The following is a 25,629-nucleotide window of genomic DNA, read 5'->3' as shown; positions in this document are numbered from 1 at the left end:
GCGACAGCACGTCGATGCATAAGAAATTTCAGCCAGGCATTGTCTGACTGGATTACTTCATGCACGATGAGCGCACCTCATCTGCATCTGCCCTACGGAGGCGTGTATGGACAGCAAGGTAAGGCGGGCGAATGCCGACCGCAGTCACACCGGCATCGTCAGGGAGCCCCTCACGGTGTTCCATCTCCGTGTCACCGCAACCACGTTCGGCGCCAACTTCTCCGACGGTTACGCCCTCGGCATCATCGGGGCCGTGCTCCCGGTACTGGCCCACACCATGGGGCTCTCCGGCGTCTGGCAGGGACTGCTCGGCTCATCCGCTCTGATCGGGCTGTTCTTCGGCAGCATCCTGCTCGGGCGCCTCGCCGACCACATTGGCCGGCAAAAACTCTACCTCTACAACTTCGTCCTCATCGCCCTCGCGTCCGCCGCCCAGTACTGGGCCCACGACCCGCTCACCCTGTTCCTGCTCCGGCTCGTCATCGGCTTCTGCCTCGGCGCCGACTACGCCGTCGGCCCCACCCTCCTCTCCGAGTTCGCCCCCCGACGCCTCCGCGGAATCCTCCTCGGCTCACTCACCGTCCTGTGGACCGTCGGCTACGTCCTCGCCAACATCCTCGGCACCTACATACCGCTCACCGACTCTGCCGCCCGCTGGCTGCTCGCGTCCGGCGCGCTGCCCGCGCTGCTCGTCCTGCTGCTGCGCATCGGCACCCCCGAGTCCCCCAGCTGGCTCGACAGCCGCGGCCGCCATCAGGAGGCCGCCGCCATCCGCCGCGACTACCTCGGGCAGGACACCGCCCTCCCGGTCAGCACCACGGCCGTTGAAGCCCCGGTCACCCGCTACGGCGCCCTCTTCGCCAAGGGGCAGCGCCGCAACACCTGGTTCGGTGTCCTCTTCTACAGCGCCCAGGTGCTGCCCTACTTCGCCATCTACACCTTCATGTCCAGCATTCTGGAAACCCTGCACGTCTCCGACCCGGACGCCCAGAATCTGCTGCTCAACCTCTTCCTGCTGGCCGGCGGTGTCATCGGACTATGGCCCGTGCAGCGGATGGGCCGACGCCCGTTCACCGCCTGGACCTTCGCCATCATGACCGCCTGCCTCGGCGTCATGGCGCTGCTCGGCAACACCTCCGGGGCCTGGCTGATGGTGCCCTTCCTGATCTACACCTTCGTCATGGCCGCCGCCTCCAACATCACCCAGATCTACCCCGCCGAGCTCTTTCCCACCGCACTGCGCGGCTCCGGCGTCGGCTTCCTCAACGGCGCCAGTCGCATCGCCTCAGCCGTCGGCACGTTCGTGCTCCCGGTCAGCCTCAGCTCTCTGGGGATCGGCTGGTCCATGGGCTGGCTCACCCTCGTCCTGCTGCTCGGCACCGTCGTCAGCTTCGCCTGGGCGCCCGAGACGAAGGACACCGTCACCACCGAGGAATGGATCCACTGATGTCGCAGACACTGGTACTCGACGGCACCACGCTGACCCCCTCCCAGGTCACCGCCCTCGCCCGCCGCCGGACCACCTCCGTCGTGGCCCCCGCGGCCCGGCAGCGCGTCACCGCCACCCGCGCCGCCGCCGCACGCGTCACCGCCCGCCGCCATGTCTACGGCCACACCACCGGAGTCGGCGCCAACCGCACCACCCCCGTCCCCGACGCCGCCGCCGACACCCACGGCCTGCGCCTGCTGCGCAGCCACAGCGGCGGCATCGGCCCTCTTGTCCCCGAGGCCCAGGCCCGCGCCATGCTCGCCGTGCGCCTCAACCAGGTCCTCGGCGCCGGCTCGGCCCTCGGCGACACAGTCGTCGACGCCCTCGCCCAGGCCCTCGCCGGCGGACACGCCCCCGCCGTGCACGCCCTCGGCGCCATCGGCACGGCCGACCTCACCGCCCTGGCCGAACTCGGCCTCACCCTCGCCGGAGAACTCCCCTGGCAGGGTGGCGACGGCCCCGCCCCCCTGCCCGTCCCGATCACCCGCTGGGACGCCCTGCCGCTCATGTCCAGCAGCGCGCTGACCATAGGCCAGTCCGCCCTCGCCGCAACCGATCTGCGGCTGCTCCTCGACCGGCTGCCGCTGGTCGCCGCACTCACCCTCACCGCCGTCCGCGGCGGCACCGAGGCCTTCGCCTCCTCCGTCCACGCCCGGCGCCCGCATGTGGGCGCCGGGCAGGCCGCCGCCCGTATGCGCGAGTTGCTCGCCCACTCGGACTGGCAGCCCGCCCTTGTGCAGGACCCCTTCGGGTTCCGCTGTCTTCCCCAGGTCCACGGCGCGGCACTCGACTCCTGGGCCGCGCTCGACTCCGTCCTCACCATCGAGCTGAACTCCTCCGTCGAGAACCCCCTGCTCGACCTCGCCCCGGACCAGCCCGGCCACGAGGACTACCACCACCACGGCGGCTTCCACATGGCCAGCCTCGCCCTCGCCCTCGACCAGTTCCGCCTCGCCCTGCTCGGCACCGCGTCCCTGTCCACCTCCCGCCTCGGCGTCCTGGTCGAACCCGCCTTCACCGGCGGACTGCCGCCCTTCCTCGCCCAAACCGACGACGGCAGCAGCGGCATCATGATCGTCGAGTACGCAGCGCAATCCGCCCTCGCCGAACTCCGTGGCGGCGCCCAGCCGGTGACCGTCGGCCACGCCGTCATCTCCCGTGGCGTCGAGGAGCACGCCAGCTTCGCTTCCACCGGTGCACGCCGAATCCTCGAGGCCGTCAACCAGGTCTCGCTCGTACTGGGCTGCGAACTCGTCGCCGCCGTGCGTGCCCTGCGGATGCGCGGGCTCAAACCCCCGGCCGGAGAACTCCGCGACTTCCACCGCGCCGCCGCGGACGCCCTCTCCCCGGACCTCGCCGACCGCAAGCTCACCGACGACATCCACACCGCAGCCGCACTACTGCTCCGTCCCACCTGAGCCGTCACGAAAGGCGGGTCATGGCCCTCAGCCGCAGCCCACACAGGCCCTCCACGCGGCCTGCTCCCTCAAGCACGCCCCAGCCTGACACACAGTGACGTACGGGCCTGTCCCTGACTGAGGACGCCGGCGAGCACCTGGCCCAGCTCACCCGCGGGCTGGACGCGGCGTGGCGGCAGATGGCCGACCGCCTGGAGGAAGCCGGCGACGACGCGAAGGTGGAGATCGTCGTCCCCGAGGGCGGCGGCCGGGCCCGCCTTTCGGTGGACAAGCTCGGCGCGGTGGGCGAACCGGGGTCCCTGACCTGGCTGAAGGCCACCACGGAGGCCATGCTCCCCAGGATCGACCTGCCGGACCTGCTGTTCGAGGTTCACTCCTGGACCGCGTTCCTCGACTCCTTCGGGCACGTCTCCGACCGGCGCACCCGCATGGAGGGCCTGCTCGTCTCTCTGGTCGCCCTGCTCGTCTCGCAGAGCTGCAACATCGGCCTGACCCCGGTCATCGACCCGGAGAACAAGGCCCTGACCCGCTCGCGCCTGTCCCACGTCGACCAGAACTACGTGCGCGCCGATACCATCGCCGCGGCGAACGCCACACTCATCACCGCCCAGTCGCAAATCGAGCTGGCCCAGATGTGGGCCGGTGGCCTGCTCGCCTCCGTCGACGGCCTGCGTTTCGTCGTCCCCGTCAAGAGCATCAACACCGGCCCCTCACCCAAGTACTACGGCTACAAACGCGGCGTGACCTGGCTGAATGCCGTCAACGACCAGGTCGCGGGGATCGGGGCCATGGTCGTGCGCGGCACCCCGCGCGACAGCCTCTACACCCTGGACACGCTGCTGAACCTGGACGGCGGGGTGAAGCCGGAGATGGTGGCGATCGACAACGCCTCGTACTCCCGTACCCTTCAAGCAGGCTCGATCGGGCTTGAGCGGCAGCCCCGGGACACCGGTGCGCTGCTCGCCCTCGCTGCTAATTAAGAGCTGCGATCAGGATCGCTACAGTACGGGCGTGCAGGTGGGCACCCGGTCGGGCGGTAAACTCCGCGTCCGGCCAGGAAGGCCGGATGCGACTCGTAGCAGCCTGCCCGTCAAAGGGCTCTTCACGACTCCGTCGGCCGGCCTTCCGGGACGCCCCGTAACTGCTGATTAAGAGTGGCGACTCGATCGCTCGTACGGACTTGCCTGCGGGTGTCCCGACTGTCGACATGGCCTTCGGCCTGTACAAGATGTTCGGCTTCCGCTTCGCCCCGCGCTTCCGCGACTTGGCCGATCAGCGGTTCTGGCGGGCCGACCTGTCCGACGATGGCGGGGAGCCGGCCGCCGGGTACGGGCCGCTGGAGGCCGTAGCCTGCAACAAGGTCAACCTCAAGCGCATCGAGACGCAGTGGCCGGACATGCTCCGGGTCGCCGGGTCGCTCATCACCAACCAGGTCCGGGCCTACGACCTGCTGCGGATGTTCGGCCGCGAGGGCCACCCCACCCCGCTGGGGGCGGCGTTCGCCGAGTATGGGCGGATCGACAAGACCATGCACCTGCTCGCCCTGGTCGACCCGATGGACGACACCTACCGGCGGCTGATGAACCGGCAGCTCACCGTGCAGGAGTCCCGCCACCGGCTCGCCCGCGCGATCTGTCACGGCGGCCGGGGCCAGATCCGCCAGGCGTACCGCGAGGGCCAGGAAGACCAGCTCGCCGCCCTCGGTCTGGTCCTCAATGCCGTGGTGCTGTGGAACACCCGCTATCTGGACGCCGCCGTGGCCCGGCTCCGCGCGGCGGGCCACGACATCAAGGACGAGGACGTGGCCCGCCTCTCCCCGCTCAAGGACCGGCACATCAACTTCCTGGGCCGCTACCTGTTCAACATCAAGGCCAGCGGACCCGGCCAGGGCCTGCGGCCCTTCCGCGACCCCGATGCCATCGAGGACGAAGGGGAAGACGGCTGAGGGCCGGCGCATCCGAGACGGCCTGCGCCCCCTGCGCGGCCCGGCCGCGGCCGGCGATGGCGACGCGGACGGTGGAGAGGAATGACCTCTTCCCGGCAGCGGTCTCCGGATGGACACGGGGAAGTGCTTATCGGCCGGCTCCGGCGTGGGCGTGGCGGCCGTCGTGGTGGGGGCCGTGCCAGTCGAGGCACAGCACCGTGGCGTCGTCGGGCAGGTGGCCGCCGCAGGCGTCGGTAACCGCTGCTGTCAGGACGCGCACGACCTCGCGGGGATGTTCGAAGGCGGTCTCGCGCATGAGGCCGGGCAGGTCGACGGACTCGGCTTGTCGTTCCTGCATGCCGTCGCTGTGGAGCAGGAGCCGGTCGCCGGGACGCAGGTCGAGGAACTGTACGTGGTACGGGGTGGGTCCGGGGGCGCCGAAGAGCAGGTCGACGTCCAGGCGCACCTCGTTCACCGTGCCGTCGCGCAGGAGCAGCGGCCAGGGGTGTCCGGCGTTGACGAGCTGTGCGCCGGTCCCGTCCAGGGCGATGCGCAGGAGCTGTCCGGTGGCCATGGTGTGGTGGCCGTGGTCGAGGAGAGCCTGGTGGATCCGGCGGGCCTGCTCGGTCAGGCTGGCGCCGTCGCGACGAGCGCCGCGCGAGGCGTTGACCAGGAGGGTGGCCATGAGTGCGGCGTCGACGTCGTGGCCCATGGCATCGGTGACGGAAAGATGCAGGGTGTCGTGGTCGAGGGCGTAGTCGTAGGTGTCCCCGGCAGCGTCGTCGGCCGGGACCAGGCACGCGGCGAGCACGAACTGTGCGGCTTCGCAGGAGGGCGCGTCGGGCAGGAGCTGGCGCTGGATCTCGGCGGCCAGGCTGAGAGGGGTAGCGCGCTGACCCCACCGGTAGAGGTCGGTGAAGCGGCGGTCGGTGACGATGATGTACGCCAGCGCGTGCGCGGCCTCGCCAACCTCGTCCAGGATCTCCTGGCTGACGTGCGGCAGGGACAACTCCAGGACGCCGATGGTGTCACCGCGGTTGGTCACCGGGGCGAACACCCGCTTTCCGCGCCCGGCGTCGGGGGCCCGCACCAGCTCCTGGGTGCGCAGCACCTGGTCGTAGACGCTGCCGGCCAGCTGGATCTGATCGGCGTCGAGGCCGGCCCGCGGGGCGATACCCTCGTCGACCCGCACCATCTGCCGGCCAGCGACGCCGACGAACAGGAACGACACCGCCCGCGCGTCGAACCGGTCGCGTAGATTGCGCGCCACCACAGCGAGAGACTCCCCCGGTGCCGCGTCCTCCGCAGCGGCGAGCACCTCGGCCAGCCCGAACGGGTCACCAAGCATCCTTGCCTCCGCTCATGCGAATGTCCCAGCCTGACCGCGGGCACTGCCCGCATGCGATCTCACACCGGTTCCACCTCGGCGGCGGGCAGGCACGCCCAGTCCCTCGCATAAATGACCACTTGCGAGAGTTCTGCGAACACCCCGGAGCCGATCGTGAATCCGCAGGTCGTCGTTCGCAGAGGTCCTCTCAAAACCGGTGAGTTGTGCGAGGCGGTTCTGAGACACTGCCGGGGTGGATCTGACGCCCGATCAAGCAGCAATCGCGGTAGAACGAAACGACTGTCCGAAGTGTGAAGCCCCGGTCGGCAGCGCATGCCGCACCCGCAGCGGAAAGTGCGCGACGAAGTACCACACCGCCCGCTTCATCCTCGTCCCCGCGCTCCGCGAGGAGCTTGAGGTGATCGTGCCGGAGGACCGCTGCCCGGGGCGGCCGTGGAAGCCGGGCCCGCCCGTCGAGGCGGCGCCAGCCACCGCGGTGGCGAAGCCCATCCGGATCGGGTACGCCCGCTGCTCGACCGCCCAGCAGGAACTCGCCTCCCAGCTCGCCGCGCTCGAACCGGTCTGCAAGCGGATCTTCTCCGAGAAGATCTCCACCCGGGTCAAGACCCGGCCCGAGCTGGAGAAGGCGCTGAAGCTGGCGTATGACATCAAGGAGGCAGCCCCCGACCAGGAGGTCATCCTCACCGTCCACGAGCTCAAGCGCCTCGCCCGCAACGCCGCCGAGCTCATGACCCTCTCCGGCCAGCTCCAGGACGCTGGCGTCCAACTCGAACTCCTCACCGGCCCGCTCACCGGCATCTACGACCCCAACGGCATGGGAGCGATGTTCTTCGCCGTGCTCGCCGTCGCCGCGCAGCTCGACCGCAACTACATCCGCGAGAAGACCCTCGAAGGCCAGCAGACCGCCGCCGCCAAGGGCAACCACGGCGGACGGCCCAAGGTCATCGACGACGACATGCTCACCTTCGCCGTCGCGCTGAAGAACAAGGGCGTCCCCGTCCCCGACATCGCGAAGAAGCTCACGATCAAGACGGGCAAGAACGCGGGGCGCCACCCCTCGGTCGCCTCGCTGTACCGGGCGCTCGCCGAAGCCGAGGAAACCGCCGAGCCCAACGACGCACAAGTCATCAGCCCCCGCCGCCCGATCCGAGCCCGCATCACGGGCCCCGGCAGCGGCACCGACCCGGAGTTGATGGAACGGCTCACCGCACAGGTCCTCGACGGCGACACCGTGCTGGACGACCTGGCCCGCCAGGCCGAGGATAGCTCCGACGACGTGGTGGCCCAGCTGCTCGTGCAGGCTCGGAACGGAGACAACCAGTGATCCCCATGCCGCCCCATCGCTGGAAGGGCCCGGCGTCCTCGGCGCCACCGGACCCGGAGAACACGGTCTCTTCGGCCCTGGCCCGACCCCACGGAGCCTGAAGTGGACAACGCCGACCCCGGCCACAGCGCACCGGAGCGCTCTTCGCAGTAGGAGAACCCCAGCAAGACCAATCTCACCGGGATTTCCTGTACCTCAACTACTCACACCCGGGGGTGATCTTGGTTACTGGTCGAGGTTGCTGACGCGGTTCGCGTACTCGCGGCGGGCCTTGCGCTGTGCCGGGATCGCCGCGGCGTTGTCGAGGGGCTGGCAGCGGTCGAGGAGTTGGCGGTGTACCGCCGGGCCGGCACTGACGCGCAGGGTGTAGCCCTGGCCGCGTCGTACGGTCACGCCCTGGTCGAGCGTGGCGCGCTCGGCGGGCTCCAGGTCGGCCGTGCGGAGGAAGTCGGCGACCTTGCCCGGCATATCGAGGGTGACCGGCAGCTCCGGGGCCGGGGCGTCCTCGGCGGCGGCGGTGCGGTCGGGCAGAAGGTCGGCGACGGCGGTGCGGATGGCGCCGCGGCTGACGTCGTGGTCGCGGGCGAGGGCGGCGATGGAGCGGCCCTCCAGGTACGCGGTGCGGACGTCGTCGGTCTTGTCGGCTGGGACGGCCGGGCGGCGCCCGCCCTTGTTGCCCTTGGCCTCGGCGGCCCGCAGTCCGTCGTAGGTGAGCTCGCGCTGGAGGTCGCGTTGGAGTTCACCGGCGGCGGCGAGGGTCTGCACCATGAACTTCACGGTGGACAGCAGTTCGCCGGTGCGGGGGTGGCGGGCGGTGAGGTCCATGGCGGAGAACGCGCCGTCGTGGATGCGCAGCGCGACCTGGTCGCGGTGGAGGACGTCGAGCACGTCGAGGATGTGCCCGGTGCCGCGTACGAGGCGGAACATCTCGGAGATGTGCACGGTGTCGCCCGGCCGGGCGTAGGCGAGCAGCTCGCCGAACTTCGGCCGCTCAAGGGGGTGGAGGCGGCTGGAGGTGCCGGCCTGTTCCTCGAAGACGACCGGGTCTTCGATCCCGGCCTCGGTAAGGACGAGGTTTTGACGGTCGGTCGACTGCTGGTCGGTCGACACCCGTTTGTAGACCAGGTTGGCCATGCCGCTCCCCGCTCTCGGTGGTCGCATTCGACCCTAGCTGTCAGCAAACCCTGTCATCATCCGCCATCGGATCTGATTGGATCGGCGCCGCCGTCGGGCCCCGGAAAGTCCGGGTTCATTGGACGCCCGGCGCGTCTGTCGTCATTCGTTCGTTATCTTGAGCCGCCCGACGGGCGTCCCTGACGTTGAGCAAGCCCAGGTGAAGCCCCGGGAACTGCCTGATGGATGTGGTTATCTGCCGCTGTCCATCACGCAGATTCCCCGGAGGTCCGATGCTCGTACAGCGCGTGGTGATGCCGTCCTCGCCGCTTGAGTCATGGACGGTGCTCGGCGAGGACGCCGCCCCGGTCGAACCGATCGAGCGCTACCTGGCCTATCTCACCGATATCGAGCGGTCACCTAACACGGTCAAGGCGTATGCGCATGACCTGAAGGACTGGTTCTCCTTCCTCGGCGTCCGGGGCCTGGACTGGCGGGAGGTGCGACTGGAGGACGTCGGCGAGTTCGTCGCCTGGCTGCGGCTACCGCCAACAGCCCGGGCTGGGGCGGTCGCGGTGCTGCCGTCGGTCGAGCATCACTGCGGCGAGGCGACGGTGATCCGAAAACTGTCGGCGGTCAGCGCCTTTTACCAGCACGCCGCACGCTATGGCGTCGATCTGGGCGAGTTGCTGACGACCTGGCAGCCGGCCGGGCGCCGCAGCACCGCGTGGAAGCCGTTTCTGCACCATGTGAGCAAGGGTCGACCACAGCAACGGCGGGCTATCTCGCTGAAGACGGACAGGAAACTCCCGCGCATCCTTGCCGCCGCCGAGGCCCAGGCCATCCTGGATGCTTGCGAGCGGCTTCGGGACCGGCTGCTGTTCGCCGTCCTGGTCGACTCGGGCATGCGGATCGGGGAGGCCCTCGGGTTGCGGCACGAGGACTGGGCCGTCGCTGAGCGGGAGTTGTCGGTGGTGCCGCGGCTCAACGACAACGGCGCCCGCACCAAGTCGGCGCGGACAAGGACGATCCCGGTCAGCGCTGAGCTGATCCGGCTGTATGCCGACTACATGCACACCGAGTACGGCGACCTCGACTCCGACTACGTCTTCGTCAACCTCTGGGCCGCCCCGCGCGGGCATGCGATAAACTACGCGGCGGCCTACGACCTGGTCAGACGGCTCCGTCGAAGGACCGGCATCTCCTTTGACCCGCACTGGTACCGCCACACCTACGCCACCAGGCTGCTGCGAGGCGGCACCCCGGTCGAGGTCGTCAGTAAATTGCTGGGGCACGTCAGCCTGACCACTACGACCGAGACATACGGACACCTCACCGCCGAGGACGCTCGGAAGGCGCTGGAGGCCGTCGGCTGGTTCGACGGTACGGAGGTGCGGCTGTGAGCGAGACCTCGCACATGCCTGCCGACCCGGGAAAGGCGGGGCCCGAACGCCCCAGGCTTCAGCTGCATACAGGGCAACGCGTCGAGGAACCCACTCCGCGAAATGTCTGGAACATCGAGTACGACCGGGAGGTCTGGCGGCTCCGCGAGCTGGGGATCAAGGCCAAGATCGCCCACATCCGCTTCGACCGGATCCCACAGCTCTGGCTGAAGGATCTGGCAAAGCGGTGGGCCCGGTGGCGGCTCAGCACAGGGCTCGGTGCGGAGTCCGCAGCCTCCGGCACACGAGCCATTAGTCACTTCGCGCAGTTCCTCGCATCGCCGGCGGTCCGCGTCGTCCGCCTTGATCATGTGGATCGGCCGTTGTTGGAGAGGTATCTGTCCCATCTGCACGCCGACTATGCAGGTCGAGCGGTGCACCGGAACTTCATCGGACAGCTCAATATCTTCTTCCTGGCCATCCGTCAGCACCGCTGGAACGACGCCCTGCCCGCAAGCACTGTGTTCTTCCCCGAGGACTTCCCCCGATACGACGAGCGGCTGCCCCGGGCCCTGAGCGAACCAGTGATGACGCAGTTGGAGCAGCCCTCGAACCCGGACCGGTGGAAGACCCCGGCCTACCGGCTGGTCACGCTCATCCTGATGCGCTGCGGCCTGCGGATCACCGACACGGTGCGGCTGCCGCACGACTGCATCGTCCACGACGCCGATAGGGCCCCCTACCTGCGCTATCTGAACCACAAGATGAAACGTGAAGCGCTCGTCCCCATCGACGAAGAGCTTGAACGCGAAATCCGAGATCACCAGCGCCACCTTCATGATCGCTGGCCGCACGGCACTCCGGTGCTCTTCCCTCGATCTCTCAAGAACGCAGACGGGCACGAGCCTACGGACGACAACGTCTACCGGAGGGCGATGCACCAGTGGTTGAAGGCATGCGACGTCCGTGACGAACACGGTCGTCTCGTGAAGGTCACCCCTCACCAGTTCCGTCACACGCTGGGCACACGGTTGATCAACCGGGACGTCCCGCAGGAAGTCGTGCGTCGGATCCTCGACCACGACTCCCACATGATGACCGCGCACTACGCCCGGCTGAGCGACACTACGATCCGTCGGCATTGGGAGCAGGCCCGCAAGGTTGACATCACCGGCCAGACCGTCGCCCTCGACCCCGCAGGGCCGTTGGCCGAGGCGTCCTGGGCGATCGGGCCATGCTGACAGAGCCCCGAGCTGCCTCGTGAGCTGCTTCACGGACGCTGTCCTCACCGCATCGCCGCAGGTCAGCGAGACGCATCATTTCGGTGCTCAAGATAACGAACGTTTGCCGACACCGGCCTTCAGGGGATGGAACACGCGTCGGGGCCCTGCGTCGCCGTTAGGGCACGCGATCTTCGTACGACTGCGGCGGGTTCTGCGGCGCTGTTAGCCTGCGGTCCATGATCAAGGGCGGTTTGGCAGGTCGAATAGGCCGGATGGCGGGGGACAGTGGGCCGGAGCGCGTGCTGGTCGCCGCCAGTTTCGTCAACCGGGTCGGCAATGGTCTGTTCAACGCGGCGTCGGCGCTCTATTTCACCTTGGTCGTGGGCCTGCCTGCGGTGCAGGTCGGCGCCGCGCTCACCATCGCCGGAGTGATCGGCTTGTGCGCGGGGATACCTGGGGGTCATCTCGCTGACCGGCGCGGCGCACGCGTGATCATGATGCTGGCCCTCGCGGTCCAGGCGGTATCGATGGCGGCCCTCGTCCTCGTCGAGAGCTGGGCCGCGCTCACGATCATCGCGACGGTCGACCAGATCGCCGCGGCGGTCGGAGGGGCGGCGTGGGGGGCTCTGGTGGCCCGGGTCGGGGGTGAGCGACCGGCCATGTTCCGGGCGAAGCTGCGCACCTTCGTCAACCTGGGCGTCGTCCTGGGAACGGTGGGTGCCGGGCTGGCGCTGGCCGCGGACACCCGCGGCGCCTATGTCACGCTGATTCTCGGCAACGCGGCGAGCTTCGCCCTGTGCGCGGTGCTTCTGCTTCTGCTGCCCCGCTATCCGGTGCTGGCAGCGCCGCCGCAGCAGCGGCGCTGGCTCGTCTTCGCGGACCGTCCGTTCCTGACGTTCACCGCCCTCTACGGGGCCATGGGACTGCAGTACCCGGTGGTCTCCCTGCTCCTGCCGATCTGGATCTCCGAGCACACCGAAGCGCCGCGCTGGACGGTGGCCGCGCTGTTCGCCGTCAATGTCGCCTTCTGCGTACTGATGCAGACCAGGATCGGCTCCCGCATCGAGACCCCGTACGACGGCGGCAGGGCGTTTCGCACTGCGGGGCTGCTCTTCCTCGTCAGCTGTCCGATGATGGCGCTGGCCGCCTACGCCCCGGTCTGGGCGGCAGCAGGACTGGTCCTAGCGGCGATCTTCGTCCACAGCCTCGCCGAGGTCTGGGAGTCCTCGGCGGGCTTCGCCCTGGGCTTCGGTCTTGCCCCCGACCATGCCCAGGGCCAGTACCAAGGCGTCCTCGGCCTCGGCTTCAACGCGGGCCAGGCTCTTGCCCCTGCGATCCTCACCACGGTGGTGCTAGGCCTCGGCACGGCGGGATGGCTGCTGCTGGCGGTGTTCTTCGCAATGCTGGGTGCTGCTGGCCCATCTCTTGCCCGCTGGGGTATGCGGACCCGGCCGCAGCCCGGCGTTGCTGCGGAAGCGACGAGATGACCAGGGAGTAGGTGCCAGGAGCCTTCCGCGTGGCATGGAACAGTGTGTGTGCATCGCGTGGCCGCTGGAGTAGCGACATGACATGGGTGGTTAGGCCGCCTGACCGTAGCCGTCCGGCGCGGGCGGGGCGTCACCGCGCAGCGGGCTGAAGTCGACGTCCAGATGCGGGTCGTACGCCTCGGGCACGAGGCCGAGCTCATGGGTGGAGTACTCGCCGAAGCGGCGGACGTGCTCGGTCAGGTACGGCGAGATGTGGGCCAGGTCCTCGGGGTCGATGACGTAGCCCTCCTCCTGGAGCTGGCGCACGATCTCGGCGATGTCCAGGGCGTTGTGGAAGATCACCGCGTTCGTGAGCAGCGCGTTGAATTTCGCGGTCTTCTCCTGCTCGACGGGGTCGTTGTCGGTGATGACGCCGCCGTTGCCGAAGCCGATCCACTGGGAGAAGCCGTTGAACGCCTCGACCTTGTTCGTCGCGGCGGTCACCCGCCGGCGCAGCGGGGCGTCCGAGAGGTAGCGCAGCAGCTGGACGGTGCGGATGACGCGGCCGACCTCGCGGAACGCGGTGTAGGTGGCGTTCTTGCGGGAGCCGGCCCGCAGGCGCCGCAGCAGCAGCGTGGAGGAGATGGCGCCCTCGCGCACGGAGACGGCCACCCGCATCAGGTGCCGGAACTGGGACTCGATCAGGTCGAAGTCGATGACGTTGCGGCCGCTCTCCCCGAACAGGGCGTCGATGTGCACGTACTCGGTCCGCTTCGTGGGCCGGTAGAAGGTCAGGTCCTTCCAGTTCCTGATCCTGGGCATCAGGTCGAAGCCCAGCAGGTGGGCGAGCGCGAAGACCGGGAACGACTGGCCCTGCGTATCTGCGTGCACGGTGGTCGGCTTCACCTCGGACGTGTTTTCAGCAGGCCCTCGATGATGTAGACGGCCTCCCACACCCCGCACGTGATGAAGTGGGTGAAAAGGGTTGAGGAACATCGGAACGAAAACCGGCGCTAAGCCTCCCGCGCCCCTGAGAGCGCTTTGACCTGGACTTCTTCGAGGGCGGAGCCTTCAGCAGTCGTGTTGATCATTGACTGTGTGGAGGTCCGGGGTGCCGGTCGAGTTTCTGACGGATGCACAAGCCGCTGCGTACGCGGCGTACAACGGGGCACCGTCCCGTGCGGAGTTGGAGCGGTTCTTCTTCCTGGACGATGCCGACCGGGAGCTGATCGAGGGCAAGCGGCGGTCCCACAACCGGCTCGGCTTCGCAGCCCAACTCACAACCGCGCGCTACCTCGGGGTGTTCCTGGACGACCCGACCGACGTGCCAGCCGAAGTCGTCGACTACCTCGCAGAGCAGCTCGGCATCGCGGACGCGTCGGCACTGAAGGCGTACGGGGAACGGGAGAACACCCGGCTGGCCCACGTCCGTGAGCTGCGGAAGGTCCTGGAGTACACGGAGTTCACCGAGGCGGAAGCCGAGCTGCGGGTGTGGGTGGACGCGCGGGCCTGGACCACCGGGGAGGGCCCGAAGGCGCTGTTCGACGCGGCGGTGGGGTGGCTGCGCGAGCGCCGTGTGCTGCTGCCCGGCGTGACGACGCTCGCCCGGCTGGTCGCCTCCGTACGGGAGGCGGCGAACCAGCGGCTGTGGGACAGCCTCTACGGGCTGCTGAGCACCGGTCAGCGGGCGGTGCTCGACTCCCTGCTGACCGTTCCGCCCGGCGCGCGGGTGTCGGAGCTGGACCGGCTGCGGCGCGGCCCGGTGCGGATCTCCGGGCCCCAGATGAAGTGGGCGCTTGAGCGGGCGGCGGAGATCGACGCGTTCGGTATGGGTGAGCTGGACGTGTCCGGGATACCGCCGCGGCGACTGGCAGAGCTGTCGAGGTACGGCGTGGACGGCAAGGCGTCCCTGCTGCGGCGCCACGGCGATTTCCGGCGCCTGGCCACCCTGCTGGCCACCGCGGTCTACCTGACGAGCAGGGCGGTCGACGACGCGCTGGATCTGCTGGAGGCGCTGATCGCGACGAGGCTGCTCGCGCGGGCGGAGCGGGAGACGGCGAAGCAGAAGCTGAAGACGCTGCCGAGGATGGAGCGGGCCGGGATCAGGCTGGCGACCGCGTTCCGGGTCGTGTTCGACACCACGAGCGAGCAGGTCGACACCGAGTCCGGGGAAATCAGTCCGCCGGAGGTGGCGACGCTGACGGCGATGTGGGAGCGGATCGAGGAGGTGGTGCCGCGCGAGGAGGTGGTGCCGCGCGAGGAGGTGGTGCCGCGCGAGGAGCTGGCCGCCGCGATCGCCGCGCTGTTCGAGCTGGCGCCGCCGATCGACTCGGACGCGGCATGGCGGACGATGCTGGTCACCCGGTTCCCCACCGTACGGCCGTTCCTGCCGCTCCTTGTCCAGGTCGTCGACTTCGGCGCCACCCCGGAGGGCCTGCCGGTCCTCAAGGCGCTGAAGGGGTGTGACCGAGATACGCGGCAAAGGGGCAACGGGATGATCTTGAAGCCCTGAGTGCTCGTCGCCCGTCACCCATTCGGCGCAGTGTCGTTGGTGGTGGTCGCGACTTCTGGTCAGGCTTCTGCGCTATGCCTGTTCGAGAGCATTTCGCAAGGTGCTATCAGCATGGTCGTCGAGGGTTGTAGCGATCTTGCGCAGCTCGGCACGTCGTTCCGTGCTGCCTCTTTCGGCCAGAGTGTTAGCCCACGCTGTCTTTTGTGCGTCGGTGATTCCGACCGTCTCGTTGAACAGCGCATACAAGGCATACCAGCGCACTGAGTCGTTCTCGTCCTCGGACAGCGTCAGGAGAGCCTCGACAACTCTGGCCTCGGTGTTTTCCTCGTCGGCCAGCGCAGGAAGCGCGGCAGCTACCGAGAACCGGACGGGCTGTGCTGTGTGCGCCTGGTAGCTGAGTACCAGATCGAGGGCCTCCCGGGCATAGTGGTAACCCAGTGCGGAGATCATCCATCCCAGAACCCAAGGGTCCGGCTCGTCGGGCATCTCCGCCACGATGGCCTTGATGGTCTTCGTGGTGAACGGCCGGTGACCCGTTCCATCGTCGTGGCCCAACTCGCGCAGAATCCGTGCTCCCAGCTCTCGCTCATCCGGCGATTCGCGTGCCAGCAGACGAACCGCGCGTTCAAAAACATAGGAGGTCGGCCGGTGCTGCAACGCTTCCAGCGCCGGAAGGCGGTCGTCGTCTGTCTCCTCCGTCCTGACCTCGAACAGCGCTCTCTGGAACAGCTCGTCGTCCGTCGCTGCCTCGGCGTCATCGACTCCCATGCTGCACTTCCTTAGGTTTCCGATGAGTTGCACTCTCCTACAGTCAGCAGGGGCGAAACTGTCTCTCCTACCGCCGCGCGGAGGAAATCTTCGAGGAGAACACCCGGCTGCTCGCCAACCCCCTCGCCTCACCCGAGGACATCGAGGACCTGGACGGCTGGACCCTCCACCGACTCCACCACAACACTCTGACCCACGACGCCGAGGACAGCACCTCCACCCCGATGCTGCTGGCCCGCTCCCGCCACGCCTCCGTCCGCTCCCTGGAGCGATACGCACGGCCCGGCGTCGACTCGGTCGCCCGGCACGTTGCCGAACGCGACCCCGCTGCACGCCGCCGCACGTAAGTCCGAGCGGATCAGGGCTTCAAGATCATCCCGTTGCCCCTTTGGCGCGTATCTCGGTCACACCCCTTCAAGGACGAGACCCGGATGCCGTTCGACGTCCGCCTGCCCGAGCGGCCCAAGGCTCGGCGGCTGGTGTGCGGGCAGTGCTGCAACGACGGCGTGGACGAGATGGAGCGCCTGGCCGCGCTCGCTGGAGAGCCGTCGTGACGGCCGTCGAGCCGGGGACGGACAGGTTGCTGGTCGCGGAACTGGTGGGACTGCTCAACGACGCCGAGCACTATGACGGCCCCGGCTCCACCCCCGACAGCCGTCTGGCCTACGTCGACTGCCGGGCCGCCCTGCTGCACCGGCTCGTCGACGCCCTCGGTGACGAGTCCTCCCGCTACCTCGCCCTGGACGCCGAGGACCGCGCCGAAGACGTACGGGCCAGGGCCGATGCCTTGGCGCGGGAGTGCGGAGACCCGCCGCCCGCACCGCGCCAGTAGCAGTGATGTGGGTACCACAAGGGTGCTGGACAGTCCGTGATGCGGATCCACCCGGGCCCGCGCTGGCGCCTGGCCTGACGGTCAGACAGCGCGCAGTCGAGGGGGGTCAGGCTGCTCCGGCTCGACCTCCGCAACAACCGTGAGGGGAACAGGGGTCTCGGCCTGGGTGGTCTCCTCCGCCCGGCGGCGCAGCTTCGACTTAAGGCTGATCAGCCCGCTCTTGACGTGCGGCGCGACAACGACCCCCAGCGCGAAGCACGTGCCGGCGATCGCCAGGGCCGTCTTGGTGCCGTCGAACAGCACGGCGTGCGTGACGAGCGTGTTGTCGTCATCCCGCGCCAACGGGCTCTTTCCGCCCGGAGTACTCGACTGCGAGAAGCGCGTGTCGGAGGGACGCCTCGTCAGCATCAGTTCCCAGATCCAGTCACCCCGGTTGAACTCCATGACGCAACTGTAGAGGCGACCAGGCACACCGCGGCCCGGAATGCCATGTTCCCCACTTTGGTCAGCGGACGGGGACCCGAGGACCTTGACACCCTTTCAGTCGAGGTCTTCGCGTCCCCAAGGGGTGGCCTACCGGCCGCCATAGCGCCAGGCGATCTGTGTCTGTTGGGTACCGTCGTGTCCCCGGCTCTACTCCTGAACGAGGTCGTAGACAGCCCGTTGAGGGTCGGTTTTGACGATGAGCCCGTCCGCGCACAGGTCGCGCATGATCTGCCGGACCCGTTTCTCCGCTGCCTGTTGGTCTTCCCACGTGTGACCGTGGTCGCCGAGAGCCTTGATGGCACGCTGCGGGTCCCAGGTGCCGCCGAGGGCGCGAATCGCCTGGGCGAGGACATGCCGGTCGGGATGGTCCTTCTTGCGGTGGTTGGCGATGCTGGCAGGGGCGCCGCTGTAGTTGCAGTCGGCGCACTTCTCCCACGAGCAGTCCGGATCGGTGACGGCGGCGTGGCGGACGGAATGGTGCGAGCCGAAGCCGTGGGCGTGGAGCAGTTGAGCGACGGACCCGTCGTACTTGAGGGCCATGAGCGCTGCTTCGGCGATCTTGTCGTGGCCGGCGGCGAAGAACTTGCCCAGGCCGACGTCCTTCCCGCAGCCGCACCAGCACTTGCCGGTCGGGATGAGGCGAGGCTTCTCATTGCTTGGCATGAACCCAAGGTAGCAATCCTTGGATTGAAGTCAAGGCATAAATTCAAGGATGCCATTCAAGGGTTGCGCTGCGCGAGCAGGCGTACAGCCGCAAGCCGACTTCATGCACAGCAGGGTCAGCGGCGCGCGTCGCCGGGGGCGAGCAGGCTGGTCAGCTCAGAGATCGCCTCGGGGGACGGCTTGAAGTACCGGCGGACGTTCTCCGGCTTCTTGTGCCGGGACTTGGCCATCAGCATCAGCAGGGAGGCGCCCTGCTCTCCGAGGTGGGTGAGGGCGGAATGGCGGTACTCGTGCAGGTCCCAGCCTGTCCCCGGTCCGCGCACGGCGGTGTGCTCATCGAGCAGGGCGCGGGCCTGGCCGTAGGAGAGGCGGGCCAGCCCGGTGTCCGGGCACACGTCGCGCGGGCTGACCACCTTCCCCGGACCGGGACGGCGATGGGTGACGAACACCGGGCCACGGGTGCGGCCTCGCAGCAGGCGAGGCAGGAGCCGGGCGGTGCCGGCGTCCCAGTAGACCGTCTCCAGCACGAAGTCCTCGCGCGCCTGTCCTCGGCGGCGGGCCTTGCTGCGGGCGCCCTTGGCCTTGACCGGGCAGCGGCGGGCGGCGAGGTCCAGGTCCTCGATGTTCACACCGAGGATCTCCTCGGACCGCCCGGCGGTCTCGTAGAGCATCCGCCACAGCGTCTTCTCCCGCAGGTGGACCTCGCGCCGGGCGATGAGCCGGTCCACGGCCATCTTCGAGCGGGCTGGGGTCTCGGAGTCCGGTACTGCCAGCCGCTTCGTCCAGGCCGGGACCGCCGGGCCGTCGTAGCCGTACGACTCGCACCAGCCCAGCCACGACAGCACCGCTGCCCGGCGCGCGTTCCAGGTGTTGACCGCCGCGGTGCCCCACAGCAGTTCCAGGGCCTCGCCGATCTCGTCGTCCGCGACCGACCCGAGCGGGCGGGCCTCTCCGATCCGCTCAGCGGTCTTGCCGACGCCTGTCGAGTAGCTGCGGACCGTGTTCGGGTTGCGGAGCGAGTCGAGGAAGGCGTCGGCCGCCGCGCGGACGGTCAACGCCTTCCCGGCCGGCAGTTGCACGACGGTGGGCACCGCTTCCCCCTTGCCGCAGATAACAGGGCCGCTTCATGTACGGCCCGGAGAACGTCACCGCAGGTGACGAACCAAGCTCCCGCAGATAATAGGGCGTTATCCGTGGGAAGACTTCAGACCGGTCCGGTCACCGATGCTCCGTCAGCACCCCACCAGGCTCGGTCGAGGCTTAGCGCCGGTTTTCGTTCCGATGTTCCTCAACCCCCGTGAACAGCGCGATGTAGCTGTCGGAGATGTGGTGGTACGCGATGCCGCCCGGCTTGCCATACCGCACGGACGTCTCGGACAGCAGGTTGTTGAGGTAGGTGTCCATGTGGGTGCCGTCCGCGGCGACCGCGGAGCCGTCGCCCCACGCCTGCGAGATGTCCAGGCGGGCGTGTGCGTCACCGGGAGGACGGGCAGGCCCGGACTGCGTCGTTTTCGCGTTATGGCCGGTTTGATCACGTGATGCCGAGGGTGGTCAGCGGCCGGGTGGTGTCGCGGGAGTGTCTGTGCAGTCCGGCGGCAGCTTGCGCCGGGAGGGAACCACGGCCCTGGGCGGGCTCGTGTCCTGATACGGGTGGTAGGAAAACCGGGCGAGGTTCGTGGGGGAACCATGCAGATCATCGAGGTGACCGGGTATGCCGTCCGATCTGCTGTGATCACCATGAGGCGGACAGGGACACCACTTGAATTCGTGATCTTCCCGATGCTGCATGTGGCTTCGCCGACGTTCTACTCCCAGGTCCGCATCAGACTCAGGGAATGCGACCTCATAGTCATCGAGGGAATCCGAGGGAAATCGGTCGGAGTGAGTGCCCTCACGCTTGCCTACCGGTTCACCCCACGCCGGCGGCGCAACGGCCTGCAGGAGCAGCGCGAAGAGCTGCTGCTTCCCGAGACCGTGCAGGTTATCAACCCGGATGTGACCGCGGCGGAGGCGATCGCGGACCTGAAGACACTGCCGCGGTGGATGTACTTGCTGCTCATGGTCGCGGCTCCCGTGATGGGCCTGGTGTTCGCGCTGCGCGGGCCGCGCGCCTTCCTCGATGAAGACCTGGTAGTCGAGGATCTGCCGTCGACGCTGCGGGCGGAGATGATGGCCGACGATCCTGTGGAGCACGCGATGACCGGTCGGCGCGACCAGCGGTTGCTCGACGCGCTCGGCAAGATCCACGCGGAGCGCGGCGACGAGCCGATCCGGGTGGCCATCGTCTACGGAGCCCGCCATGTCCCGGCGATCGTGTCGGGGCTGAGGGATCGTTACGGGTACCGGCCACGTGAAGCGGAATGGCTTACCGTCCTTATCCCGGCGTAGATCGCCGGGCGAAACCGGTTCTGCGCGGCCCGGCAGACAACGGCGTAACGGCTGGTTTAATCACATGATGCCGAGGGTGGTCAGCGGCCGGGTGGTGTCGCGGGAGTGTCTATGCACTCCGGCGGCGATGTTGTCGCAGCCGACCAGGCGCGGGTGCCGATGGCCAGGTTGCACAGGATCGCCATGGCACGGGGTGCGGTCGCGGTCCGGCTGCGTAGTTGCGATCCTCGGTCGCCCCGGAGGACGACCGCCACCGCGTTGCAGTAGTTCCGCACGTCCGCCGGAGAGGTGTTGCGATCCTCGGTCTCGAATTCGTAGGTGACCTGTTCGGTGACGGTCAGGGAGACGGTCACCGTGAACTCTTGGTCGTCCTCGTCCGTGTGTTCCGTCTGCTCGGGCTCCGGCCGGCGGGCGTTGGCCAGGCTGCCGGAGGAGTGCGGGACCGGGCCGGGCCCGCTGGGTGCCGCTTCGGTGGCGCCGGCCTCGGTGTCATGGCCGGCGTCCTGGGCGCTGATGTCGGCGGCGGCGCCGGCGACGGGGATCTGGTCGCCGGTTTTCAGCTGGCCCGCACGGGCTGTGGGTTCGCCGGCGAAGGAGTAGTCGAGGTGGTTGGTGCCGTGGTGCATCGCGGTGCCTTTCTGTGTGGTGTGGTCGAGGGCCGGCCCTAGGTGCCAGTCAGCTGCCTGGCGGCCTGGGCCGGGCGGCGGGTCCTCAGGTGCGGCTCTTGGTGCCGGGAGCGCTGTACGGCCACAGAATCGCGTCACCGCCCCAGTCCCACAGCTCCGGCTCGGCCTGCTCGCAGAGCAGCAGGCAGAGCAGGCCGTCGTCGCCGGCGTCGCCCTCGTTGTAGGCCGGCTCCGGCAGGATGTCGAAACATCCGCCGACGCCCTCCATACGGTGGACCAGGCGCAGCAGGTGCATCGGTCGCTGCGGGTCCAGCTCCCCCCATGCCTGGCGCAGTTCGGTGTCGGCGAGAGTGGCCAAGCCCAGAGGGGTTTCGAAGTCGCACACGATGCCGCCGGCGGTGTCCCGGATGCTGTGGAGCCACAGGACGTCGTCCTCGCTTCTCGTGCGGAGCCAGGTTGCAGGGAGAGGTATCCGAGGGTGGCGTACCGGAGCTCGATCAGCCCGGTGCGGGCCTCATGGTCGAGCCGGATCCAGTACTCCATGTCGTGCGGCGGGTAGATCGCGTCAAGATGGCGAGCCCGGCTCACCGGCAGGCCGAAGTCAGGGTCGGTCTGCGCGTTGACGAGGTCCTGTCGGCGATGGGTGGCGCTCGGCTTCCCCCGTGACCGGGGTGAGTACACGTACTCAGGTGTCGTCGGCCGGACTCCTCCATGCTGGTGCGCGAACGCCGGACCGTCTCAGGGGGACACGCATGGATCACGCCCTGCAGCTGCGCGCTGCCACGCCTCGGGATCACGACTGGATCCACGAGTTGCGCCATCGCGTGTACGCGGAGGAACTGGGACAGCATCCGGTGGATCCGTCGGGGCGGCTGAGCGACGGGCTCGACGGCGACAACATGTATCTCGTGGCCGCGCGCGGGGAGACGCGGATCGGCTTCGTCAGCCTCACCCCGCCGTGGGTCGGCCGCTACGCGCTGGACAAGTACCTGACGCGCGAGGAGCTGCCGGTCCTGTCCGAAGAGGCGCCGTTCGAGATCCGCGTCCTGACCGTCGAGGAGCGCTGGCGGTCCACCGTGGCGGCGCCGCTCCTCATGTACGCGGCGCTGCGCTGGGTCTCGGCCCGGGGCGGCCGCCAAGTGGTGGCGATGGGACGCACGGATCTGCTCGACATGTACCTCACCAGCGGGCTGCGGCCAGTGGGGCGCACGGTCCGCTCGGGCGCCGTCTCGTTCGAGGTGCTGAGCGGCTCCGTGGCCGAGCTGACAAGGACGGTCCGGGAGCGCCACGGCCGGACCGTGGAGCGGCTGCGGGCGGGCCTCGACTGGCGGTTGGACATGGCGTTCGCGCCGCGCGCGGACGGCTGCGAGCACGGCGGTGCCTTCTTCTCTGCGATCGGTACGGACTTCCGGACGCTGACTCGCCGTCACGAGGTGGTCGCGGCCGATGTGCTGGACGCCTGGTTCCCGCCGTCCCCGGAGGTCCGCGCGGTCTTGTCGGAGGATCCGGGGTGGGTGGCGCGAACCTCGCCGCCGACAGGCGCGGAAGGGCTGCTCGCGGAAATCGCCGGGGCCCGTGGGCTGCCGGTGGAGTCGCTGGTCGTCGGGGCGGGCTCGTCCGACCTGATCTTCCGGGCGTTCGGCCGGTGGCTGACGCCAGGAAGCCGGGTGCTCCTGCTGGATCCGAGCTATGGCGAGTACGCCCATGTCACCGAGCGGGTGATCGGCTGCCGGGTCGACCGGCTCCGGCTACGCTGGGAGGACGGCTGGCTGCTCGATCCGGCCCGGCTCGCCGCCGCGACCCGGAGCGGACAGTACGACCTCGTGGTGGTGGTCAATCCGAACAATCCGACCGGCCGCCACGCTCCCGCAGACGCTCTGCGCGCGGTGATCGAGGCCTCGCCCGCGCGGACCCGATGGTGGATCGACGAGGCGTACCTGGGCTATGTCGATCCTGCGGACTCGCTGGCCGGGCTCGCGTCGGTCGACCCCCGGGTCGTGGTCTGCACCTCGCTTTCGAAGATGTACGCGCTGTCGGGAATGCGGGCCGCGTATCTGGTGGCCGACCCCGACACGGCCGGGGGGCTGCGCCGCTGGACGCCGCCGTGGCCCGTGAGCCTGCCGGCCCAGCTGGCCGCCGTCACGGCGCTGGGCACGTACCGCTGTGCTGCGCCGGGGGCTCGCCGCCGGGCTCGCGGAGCTCGACGGGTTCTCCTCGGTCGACGAGGGGGTGGCGAACTTCCTCACGGTGACCCTGCCGCCGGGCGGACCGAGCGCGGCCCGGCTGGTGCACGAGTGCCGCCGCCACGACGTGTACCTGCGGGACCTGTCACCGATGTCCCCGGCGTACGAGGGGCGGACCGTCCGCGTCGCTGTCCGCGACACGGCGGAGAACACGCGGATCGTGGCGGCGTGCCGGAGCGCCTTGGACGCGCTACGCGCGCCGGTGGCGGTGGCGTCGGGCGTGCCGGACGGGCGGGTCTCCCGGTGACAACGGTCCCCGGTCTCGTGCCGTACCTCGGCGGGGCAGTGGCGATCGGAGGGCTCGTGGTGGCGGCGACCCGGCGGCGTGAGCTGATGGTCCGCTGGTGTGTGTGGGCGCTTGGAGTACCACTGGTCACCGGCGCGTTCTGGCTCGGTCCGCCGGGGATCGCGGTGCTCGCGACCGTGGTCGGGGTGGTCGCGGTGGCGGAGTTCGGCGGGCTGCTGCGGCTGGGCCCGGTGGACCGGGCGGTGCTCGGCGCGGCGGTCGTCGGGCTCGTCCTGACCGCCTGGCTGGCCCCCGGTGAGGTGCTCCGGGTAACGGCGGTCGGGGCGCTCGCGATCGCCGGGGTGCCCCTGCTGTCGGGCGACTCCGAGCACGGGTTACGCCGCCTGGGAGCGGGCCTGCTCGGGCTCGTGTGGCTGGGTGCCCTGGCCGGTCTCGTGCCGTCGGGTGCTCTGGGCCTCGTCCTGTTCGTGGCCGTGTCGATCGCCGACATCGTCGCGTACGGGGCAGGTCGCCGTCTCGGCGGCCCCCGGCTCTCCCCGCTGTCCCCCGCCAAGCGGTGGAGCGGCACGCTGGCCGGGGCGGCGGCCGGTCTCTTGACGCTCGCCGTGCTGTCGTCCCTGACCTGGCAGACGGCAGTGGCCGTGGCGGTCGGCGGCCCACTCGGGGACCTGCTGGAGTCGATGGTCAAGCGGGGTGCCCGTGCGAAGGACGCCGGCCGTTGGCTTCCCGGCTCCGGCGGTCTGCTGGACCGGATCGACTCCCTCCTCGTCGCCCTGGCGGTGCTGCTGGTGCTGGGCTGAGCCACGGTCGTGTCCCCCGAAACTCCGTTCGTCCAACGGCAGGATCGCGGTCCCTCTCATTGAGGAGTCCCGGCACTACATTGCGCTGACCATGCTCTCCCCGCACGCGTACAACGCCCCTTCGGGGCCGCTTGTGGGCATGGACCCTCTGCGCAGAACGTGCACCCACTGCTACACGGCCCTCGGGGCGGCGAAGGCGGACCTGCACCGGGCTCTCTCCCGGTGGCGTGGAGGGGCCTCACTCCCCCGCAGACCGTACGTGCCGAGGCCGTGCCTGCCGAGGAACTTCTCGAAGCAACCGTACGCGCAGCAGGCGAAGATCTCCGCCCCTGAGCCGTACCGCCGGAGTGCTCTGGCGAGCCTGCTCTACAGGTGGGGGGAGGATCGTGCTCCGTCGCTCAGAACCACGGACAAACTCGCTCTGGCTGGCGTGCAAAGGCATGTGAAGCAACGTCAGCTCGCGTACGTGGACGACAGGGCGACCACAGTCCACCTCCGGCGATTCAGGTGCGTCGGTACGCAAGAGGGCCAGCCGCTCGCGGCTGGCCCTCTTGCGTACCGCGTTCCCGCAGCATCGATGGCCTCGATCAGGATGTCTACGCCCTGCTCACCGTCTACCAGGCTCTGATCCGCGCCGGTGGCCCGTTGTCCGCCAGCGGGGAGATCGAACTGTCCCTTGACAGAACTCACAGTGCCCCTTATCAGGTCAGGAGCACCCCACGACTCGGAAGGCCAGACAGACGACGACAGTGTGATCCTCGACCGGCGTGCCTGAACGGTCCCAGAAGCGGCGGTGCACATCGCGCCAGTCCTCAAGAGACGCGTCGCCCTCGCCCTCGGCCTCGGCGTGCTCCCACGTCACTTCCGTGAAGGGCTTCACCTCCACGCCGGTGTACTCGAGGGTTGTGATCGATCGCCCCTCGTTGTCCAGGAGCGCCTGCCGCTCACCGACGTACTCCAGTCCCTCTGCCTCCTCGGCGTACTCGTCGAGCAGGGGCTGTCTTTCTGCCGGCCAGAACCAGAGAGTTCAGCTCGGCCCGCATGTCGCCGGCAATGCCCAGTTCCAGTGCGCGCATACCGTTGACTCGCGGCCACATGATCTCTCCACCTCGTGCGGAGCAGTTTGTCGGCCCCTGGGATGCTTTCGCGTGAGGGGGGCTCCGCGTCCCTCGATGTAGAGCTTGTACCAATCGTTGTCACCAGTCCCCCACGACCGCCGGCCCCGAATCGGAAGGACGGGAGAGGAACCCGGCCCGGGGGCGGCTCGTCACAGGGGCAGTATGGCCTCCACCTTTCACCGCACAGCCTTCGTCACCGCCACCGTCCAGGGGGACCCCATGCGTACGCGCGCCGCACGAACCGTCGATCTGCTCGTCG

20 protein-coding genes and 5 pseudogenes are annotated in these 25,629 nt (G+C 69.0%); 14 read left to right on the top strand and 11 right to left on the bottom strand.

Features of this window, described 5'->3' with window-relative positions:
* Positions 1-106: 106 nt before the first annotated feature.
* The 4 genes and pseudogenes from AB0I23_RS32960 to AB0I23_RS32945 form a co-directional block, all read left to right on the top strand.
* Positions 107-1,447 (top strand): MFS transporter, encoded by a 1,341-nt coding sequence (locus AB0I23_RS32960; RefSeq protein WP_359114845.1) that lies wholly within the window; start codon positions 107-109, stop codon positions 1,445-1,447.
* Positions 1,447-2,907 carry an aromatic amino acid ammonia-lyase gene (locus AB0I23_RS32955; protein ID WP_359114844.1) on the top strand — a complete coding sequence of 487 codons (1,461 nt, stop codon included), beginning with the start codon at positions 1,447-1,449 and terminating at the stop codon, positions 2,905-2,907. The genes AB0I23_RS32960 and AB0I23_RS32955 overlap by 1 nt, the downstream gene beginning before the upstream one ends.
* Before the next feature lie 104 nt (positions 2,908-3,011).
* Positions 3,012-3,806 (top strand): annotated as a pseudogene (locus AB0I23_RS32950) (Tn3 family transposase); the annotation flags it as partial.
* 305 nt (positions 3,807-4,111) lie between these two features.
* Positions 4,112-4,852 (top strand): annotated as a pseudogene (locus AB0I23_RS32945) (Tn3 family transposase); the annotation flags it as partial.
* A 127-nt stretch (positions 4,853-4,979) separates the two neighbouring features.
* Here the strand turns inward: AB0I23_RS32945 and AB0I23_RS32940 are convergent.
* On the bottom strand, positions 4,980-6,179 hold the full coding sequence (locus AB0I23_RS32940) for a PP2C family protein-serine/threonine phosphatase (RefSeq protein ID WP_359114842.1): 1,200 nt from the start codon (positions 6,177-6,179) through the stop codon (positions 4,980-4,982).
* A 232-nt stretch (positions 6,180-6,411) separates the two neighbouring features.
* On the opposite strand from AB0I23_RS32940, the gene AB0I23_RS32935 reads away from it, so the two are divergent.
* The gene (locus AB0I23_RS32935) at positions 6,412-7,503 is read left to right on the top strand and encodes a recombinase family protein (protein WP_359114840.1); all 1,092 of its coding nucleotides are present in this window, start codon (positions 6,412-6,414) and stop codon (positions 7,501-7,503) included.
* Between the two features lie 225 nt (positions 7,504-7,728).
* Here the strand turns inward: AB0I23_RS32935 and AB0I23_RS32930 are convergent, their stop codons facing one another.
* On the bottom strand, positions 7,729-8,637 hold the full coding sequence (locus AB0I23_RS32930) for a recombinase family protein (RefSeq protein ID WP_359114839.1): 909 nt from the start codon (positions 8,635-8,637) through the stop codon (positions 7,729-7,731).
* Positions 8,638-8,909: 272 nt separating this feature from the next.
* On the opposite strand from AB0I23_RS32930, the gene AB0I23_RS32925 reads away from it, so the two are divergent.
* The 3 genes from AB0I23_RS32925 to AB0I23_RS32915 all read left to right on the top strand — a co-directional run bounded on the left by AB0I23_RS32925 (position 8,910) and on the right by AB0I23_RS32915 (position 12,708).
* A complete protein-coding gene (locus AB0I23_RS32925; protein WP_359114837.1) occupies positions 8,910-10,019 on the top strand; it encodes a tyrosine-type recombinase/integrase in 1,110 nt (369 codons plus the stop codon).
* The gene (locus tag AB0I23_RS32920) at positions 10,016-11,239 is read left to right on the top strand and encodes a tyrosine-type recombinase/integrase (RefSeq protein WP_359114835.1); all 1,224 of its coding nucleotides are present in this window, start codon (positions 10,016-10,018) and stop codon (positions 11,237-11,239) included. Before AB0I23_RS32925 ends, AB0I23_RS32920 begins: the two co-directional genes overlap by 4 nt.
* A 254-nt stretch (positions 11,240-11,493) precedes the next feature.
* Entirely contained in the window at positions 11,494-12,708 is a 1,215-nt protein-coding gene (locus AB0I23_RS32915; protein ID WP_359114834.1) for an MFS transporter, read from the top strand.
* 90 nt (positions 12,709-12,798) lie between these two features.
* On the opposite strand, the gene AB0I23_RS32910 is transcribed toward AB0I23_RS32915, so the two are convergent.
* A complete protein-coding gene (locus tag AB0I23_RS32910; protein WP_359114832.1) occupies positions 12,799-13,683 on the bottom strand; it encodes a Tn3 family transposase in 885 nt (294 codons plus the stop codon).
* Between the two features lie 115 nt (positions 13,684-13,798).
* Between AB0I23_RS32910 and AB0I23_RS32905 the strand changes: the two are divergent.
* Positions 13,799-15,142 (top strand): annotated as a pseudogene (locus AB0I23_RS32905) (DUF4158 domain-containing protein); the annotation flags it as partial.
* Positions 15,143-15,271: 129 nt separating this feature from the next.
* Here the strand turns inward: AB0I23_RS32905 and AB0I23_RS32900 are convergent.
* On the bottom strand, positions 15,272-15,967 hold the full coding sequence (locus AB0I23_RS32900) for a HEAT repeat domain-containing protein (RefSeq protein ID WP_359114830.1): 696 nt from the start codon (positions 15,965-15,967) through the stop codon (positions 15,272-15,274).
* Positions 15,968-16,398: 431 nt separating this feature from the next.
* Between AB0I23_RS32900 and AB0I23_RS32895 the strand changes: the two genes are divergently transcribed.
* Positions 16,399-16,521 carry a hypothetical protein gene (locus AB0I23_RS32895; protein ID WP_359114828.1) on the top strand — a complete coding sequence of 41 codons (123 nt, stop codon included), beginning with the start codon at positions 16,399-16,401 and terminating at the stop codon, positions 16,519-16,521.
* Complete coding sequence (locus AB0I23_RS32890; RefSeq protein WP_359114826.1) at positions 16,518-16,799, top strand: hypothetical protein; 282 nt, start codon at positions 16,518-16,520, stop codon at positions 16,797-16,799. The genes AB0I23_RS32895 and AB0I23_RS32890 overlap by 4 nt, the downstream gene beginning before the upstream one ends.
* An 81-nt stretch (positions 16,800-16,880) precedes the next feature.
* Here the strand turns inward: AB0I23_RS32890 and AB0I23_RS32885 are convergent, their stop codons facing one another.
* The 4 genes and pseudogenes from AB0I23_RS32885 to AB0I23_RS32870 all read right to left on the bottom strand — a co-directional run.
* Entirely contained in the window at positions 16,881-17,243 is a 363-nt protein-coding gene (locus AB0I23_RS32885; protein WP_359114824.1) for a hypothetical protein, read from the bottom strand.
* Positions 17,244-17,432: 189 nt separating this feature from the next.
* Positions 17,433-17,948 carry a hypothetical protein gene (locus tag AB0I23_RS32880; protein ID WP_359114823.1) on the bottom strand — a complete coding sequence of 172 codons (516 nt, stop codon included), beginning with the start codon at positions 17,946-17,948 and terminating at the stop codon, positions 17,433-17,435.
* A gap of 116 nt (positions 17,949-18,064) precedes the next feature.
* Positions 18,065-19,039, bottom strand: a complete 975-nt coding sequence (locus tag AB0I23_RS32875) for a tyrosine-type recombinase/integrase (RefSeq protein ID WP_359114821.1) — start codon at positions 19,037-19,039, stop codon at positions 18,065-18,067.
* 205 nt (positions 19,040-19,244) lie between these two features.
* A pseudogene (locus AB0I23_RS32870) lies at positions 19,245-19,412 on the bottom strand (Tn3 family transposase); the annotation flags it as partial.
* Positions 19,413-19,634: 222 nt separating this feature from the next.
* Between AB0I23_RS32870 and AB0I23_RS32865 the strand changes: the two are divergent.
* Positions 19,635-20,336: a hypothetical protein gene (locus tag AB0I23_RS32865; RefSeq protein ID WP_359114819.1), complete on the top strand. Its 702-nt coding sequence runs from the start codon at positions 19,635-19,637 to the stop codon at positions 20,334-20,336.
* 80 nt (positions 20,337-20,416) lie between these two features.
* Here AB0I23_RS32865 and AB0I23_RS32860 read toward each other — a convergent pair whose 3' ends face one another.
* On the bottom strand, positions 20,417-20,962 hold the full coding sequence (locus AB0I23_RS32860) for a hypothetical protein (RefSeq protein WP_359114818.1): 546 nt from the start codon (positions 20,960-20,962) through the stop codon (positions 20,417-20,419).
* A gap of 85 nt (positions 20,963-21,047) precedes the next feature.
* On the bottom strand, positions 21,048-21,320 hold the full coding sequence (locus AB0I23_RS32855; protein ID WP_359114817.1) for a hypothetical protein: 273 nt from the start codon (positions 21,318-21,320) through the stop codon (positions 21,048-21,050).
* A gap of 394 nt (positions 21,321-21,714) precedes the next feature.
* Between AB0I23_RS32855 and AB0I23_RS32850 the strand changes: the two are divergent.
* Positions 21,715-23,452 (top strand): annotated as a pseudogene (locus AB0I23_RS32850) (aminotransferase class I/II-fold pyridoxal phosphate-dependent enzyme).
* On the top strand, positions 23,449-24,252 hold the full coding sequence (locus AB0I23_RS32845; RefSeq protein WP_359114815.1) for a phosphatidate cytidylyltransferase: 804 nt from the start codon (positions 23,449-23,451) through the stop codon (positions 24,250-24,252). Before AB0I23_RS32850 ends, AB0I23_RS32845 begins: the two are co-directional and overlap by 4 nt.
* 706 nt (positions 24,253-24,958) lie before the next feature.
* Here the strand turns inward: AB0I23_RS32845 and AB0I23_RS32840 are convergent.
* Entirely contained in the window at positions 24,959-25,183 is a 225-nt protein-coding gene (locus AB0I23_RS32840; protein ID WP_359114934.1) for an ASCH domain-containing protein, read from the bottom strand.
* Positions 25,184-25,629: the final 446 nt, after the last annotated feature.

Origin of the sequence: Streptomyces atratus (genome assembly GCF_040655115.1) — a bacterium.
In the GTDB taxonomy this organism is placed as follows: Bacteria; Actinomycetota; Actinomycetes; order Streptomycetales; family Streptomycetaceae; genus Streptomyces; species Streptomyces atratus_D.
The sequence above is the reverse complement of the archived record's forward strand: the minus strand, read 5'-3'. Positions and strand labels throughout refer to the sequence as shown.

Excerpts from the sequence above, each read along its gene's own strand:
- AB0I23_RS32915 (WP_359114834.1), top strand. The coding sequence starts at position 11,494 with ATGGCGGGGGACAGTGGGCCGGAGCGCGTGCTGGTCGCCGCCAGTTTC.
- AB0I23_RS32925 (WP_359114837.1), top strand. The coding sequence starts at position 8,910 with ATGCTCGTACAGCGCGTGGTGATGCCGTCCTCGCCGCTTGAGTCATGG.
- AB0I23_RS32865 (WP_359114819.1), top strand. The coding sequence starts at position 19,635 with ATGCAGATCATCGAGGTGACCGGGTATGCCGTCCGATCTGCTGTGATC.
- AB0I23_RS32930 (WP_359114839.1), bottom strand. The coding sequence starts at position 8,637 with ATGGCCAACCTGGTCTACAAACGGGTGTCGACCGACCAGCAGTCGACC.
- AB0I23_RS32960 (WP_359114845.1), top strand. The coding sequence starts at position 107 with ATGGACAGCAAGGTAAGGCGGGCGAATGCCGACCGCAGTCACACCGGC.
- AB0I23_RS32880 (WP_359114823.1), bottom strand. The coding sequence starts at position 17,948 with ATGCCAAGCAATGAGAAGCCTCGCCTCATCCCGACCGGCAAGTGCTGG.
- AB0I23_RS32885 (WP_359114824.1), bottom strand. The coding sequence starts at position 17,243 with ATGGAGTTCAACCGGGGTGACTGGATCTGGGAACTGATGCTGACGAGG.
- AB0I23_RS32940 (WP_359114842.1), bottom strand. The coding sequence starts at position 6,179 with ATGCTTGGTGACCCGTTCGGGCTGGCCGAGGTGCTCGCCGCTGCGGAG.
- AB0I23_RS32895 (WP_359114828.1), top strand. The coding sequence starts at position 16,399 with ATGCCGTTCGACGTCCGCCTGCCCGAGCGGCCCAAGGCTCGGCGGCTG.
- AB0I23_RS32910 (WP_359114832.1), bottom strand. The coding sequence starts at position 13,683 with ATGTTCCTCAACCCTTTTCACCCACTTCATCACGTGCGGGGTGTGGGA.
- AB0I23_RS32860 (WP_359114818.1), bottom strand. The coding sequence starts at position 20,962 with ATGCACCACGGCACCAACCACCTCGACTACTCCTTCGCCGGCGAACCC.
- AB0I23_RS32955 (WP_359114844.1), top strand. The coding sequence starts at position 1,447 with ATGTCGCAGACACTGGTACTCGACGGCACCACGCTGACCCCCTCCCAG.
- AB0I23_RS32900 (WP_359114830.1), bottom strand. The coding sequence starts at position 15,967 with ATGGGAGTCGATGACGCCGAGGCAGCGACGGACGACGAGCTGTTCCAG.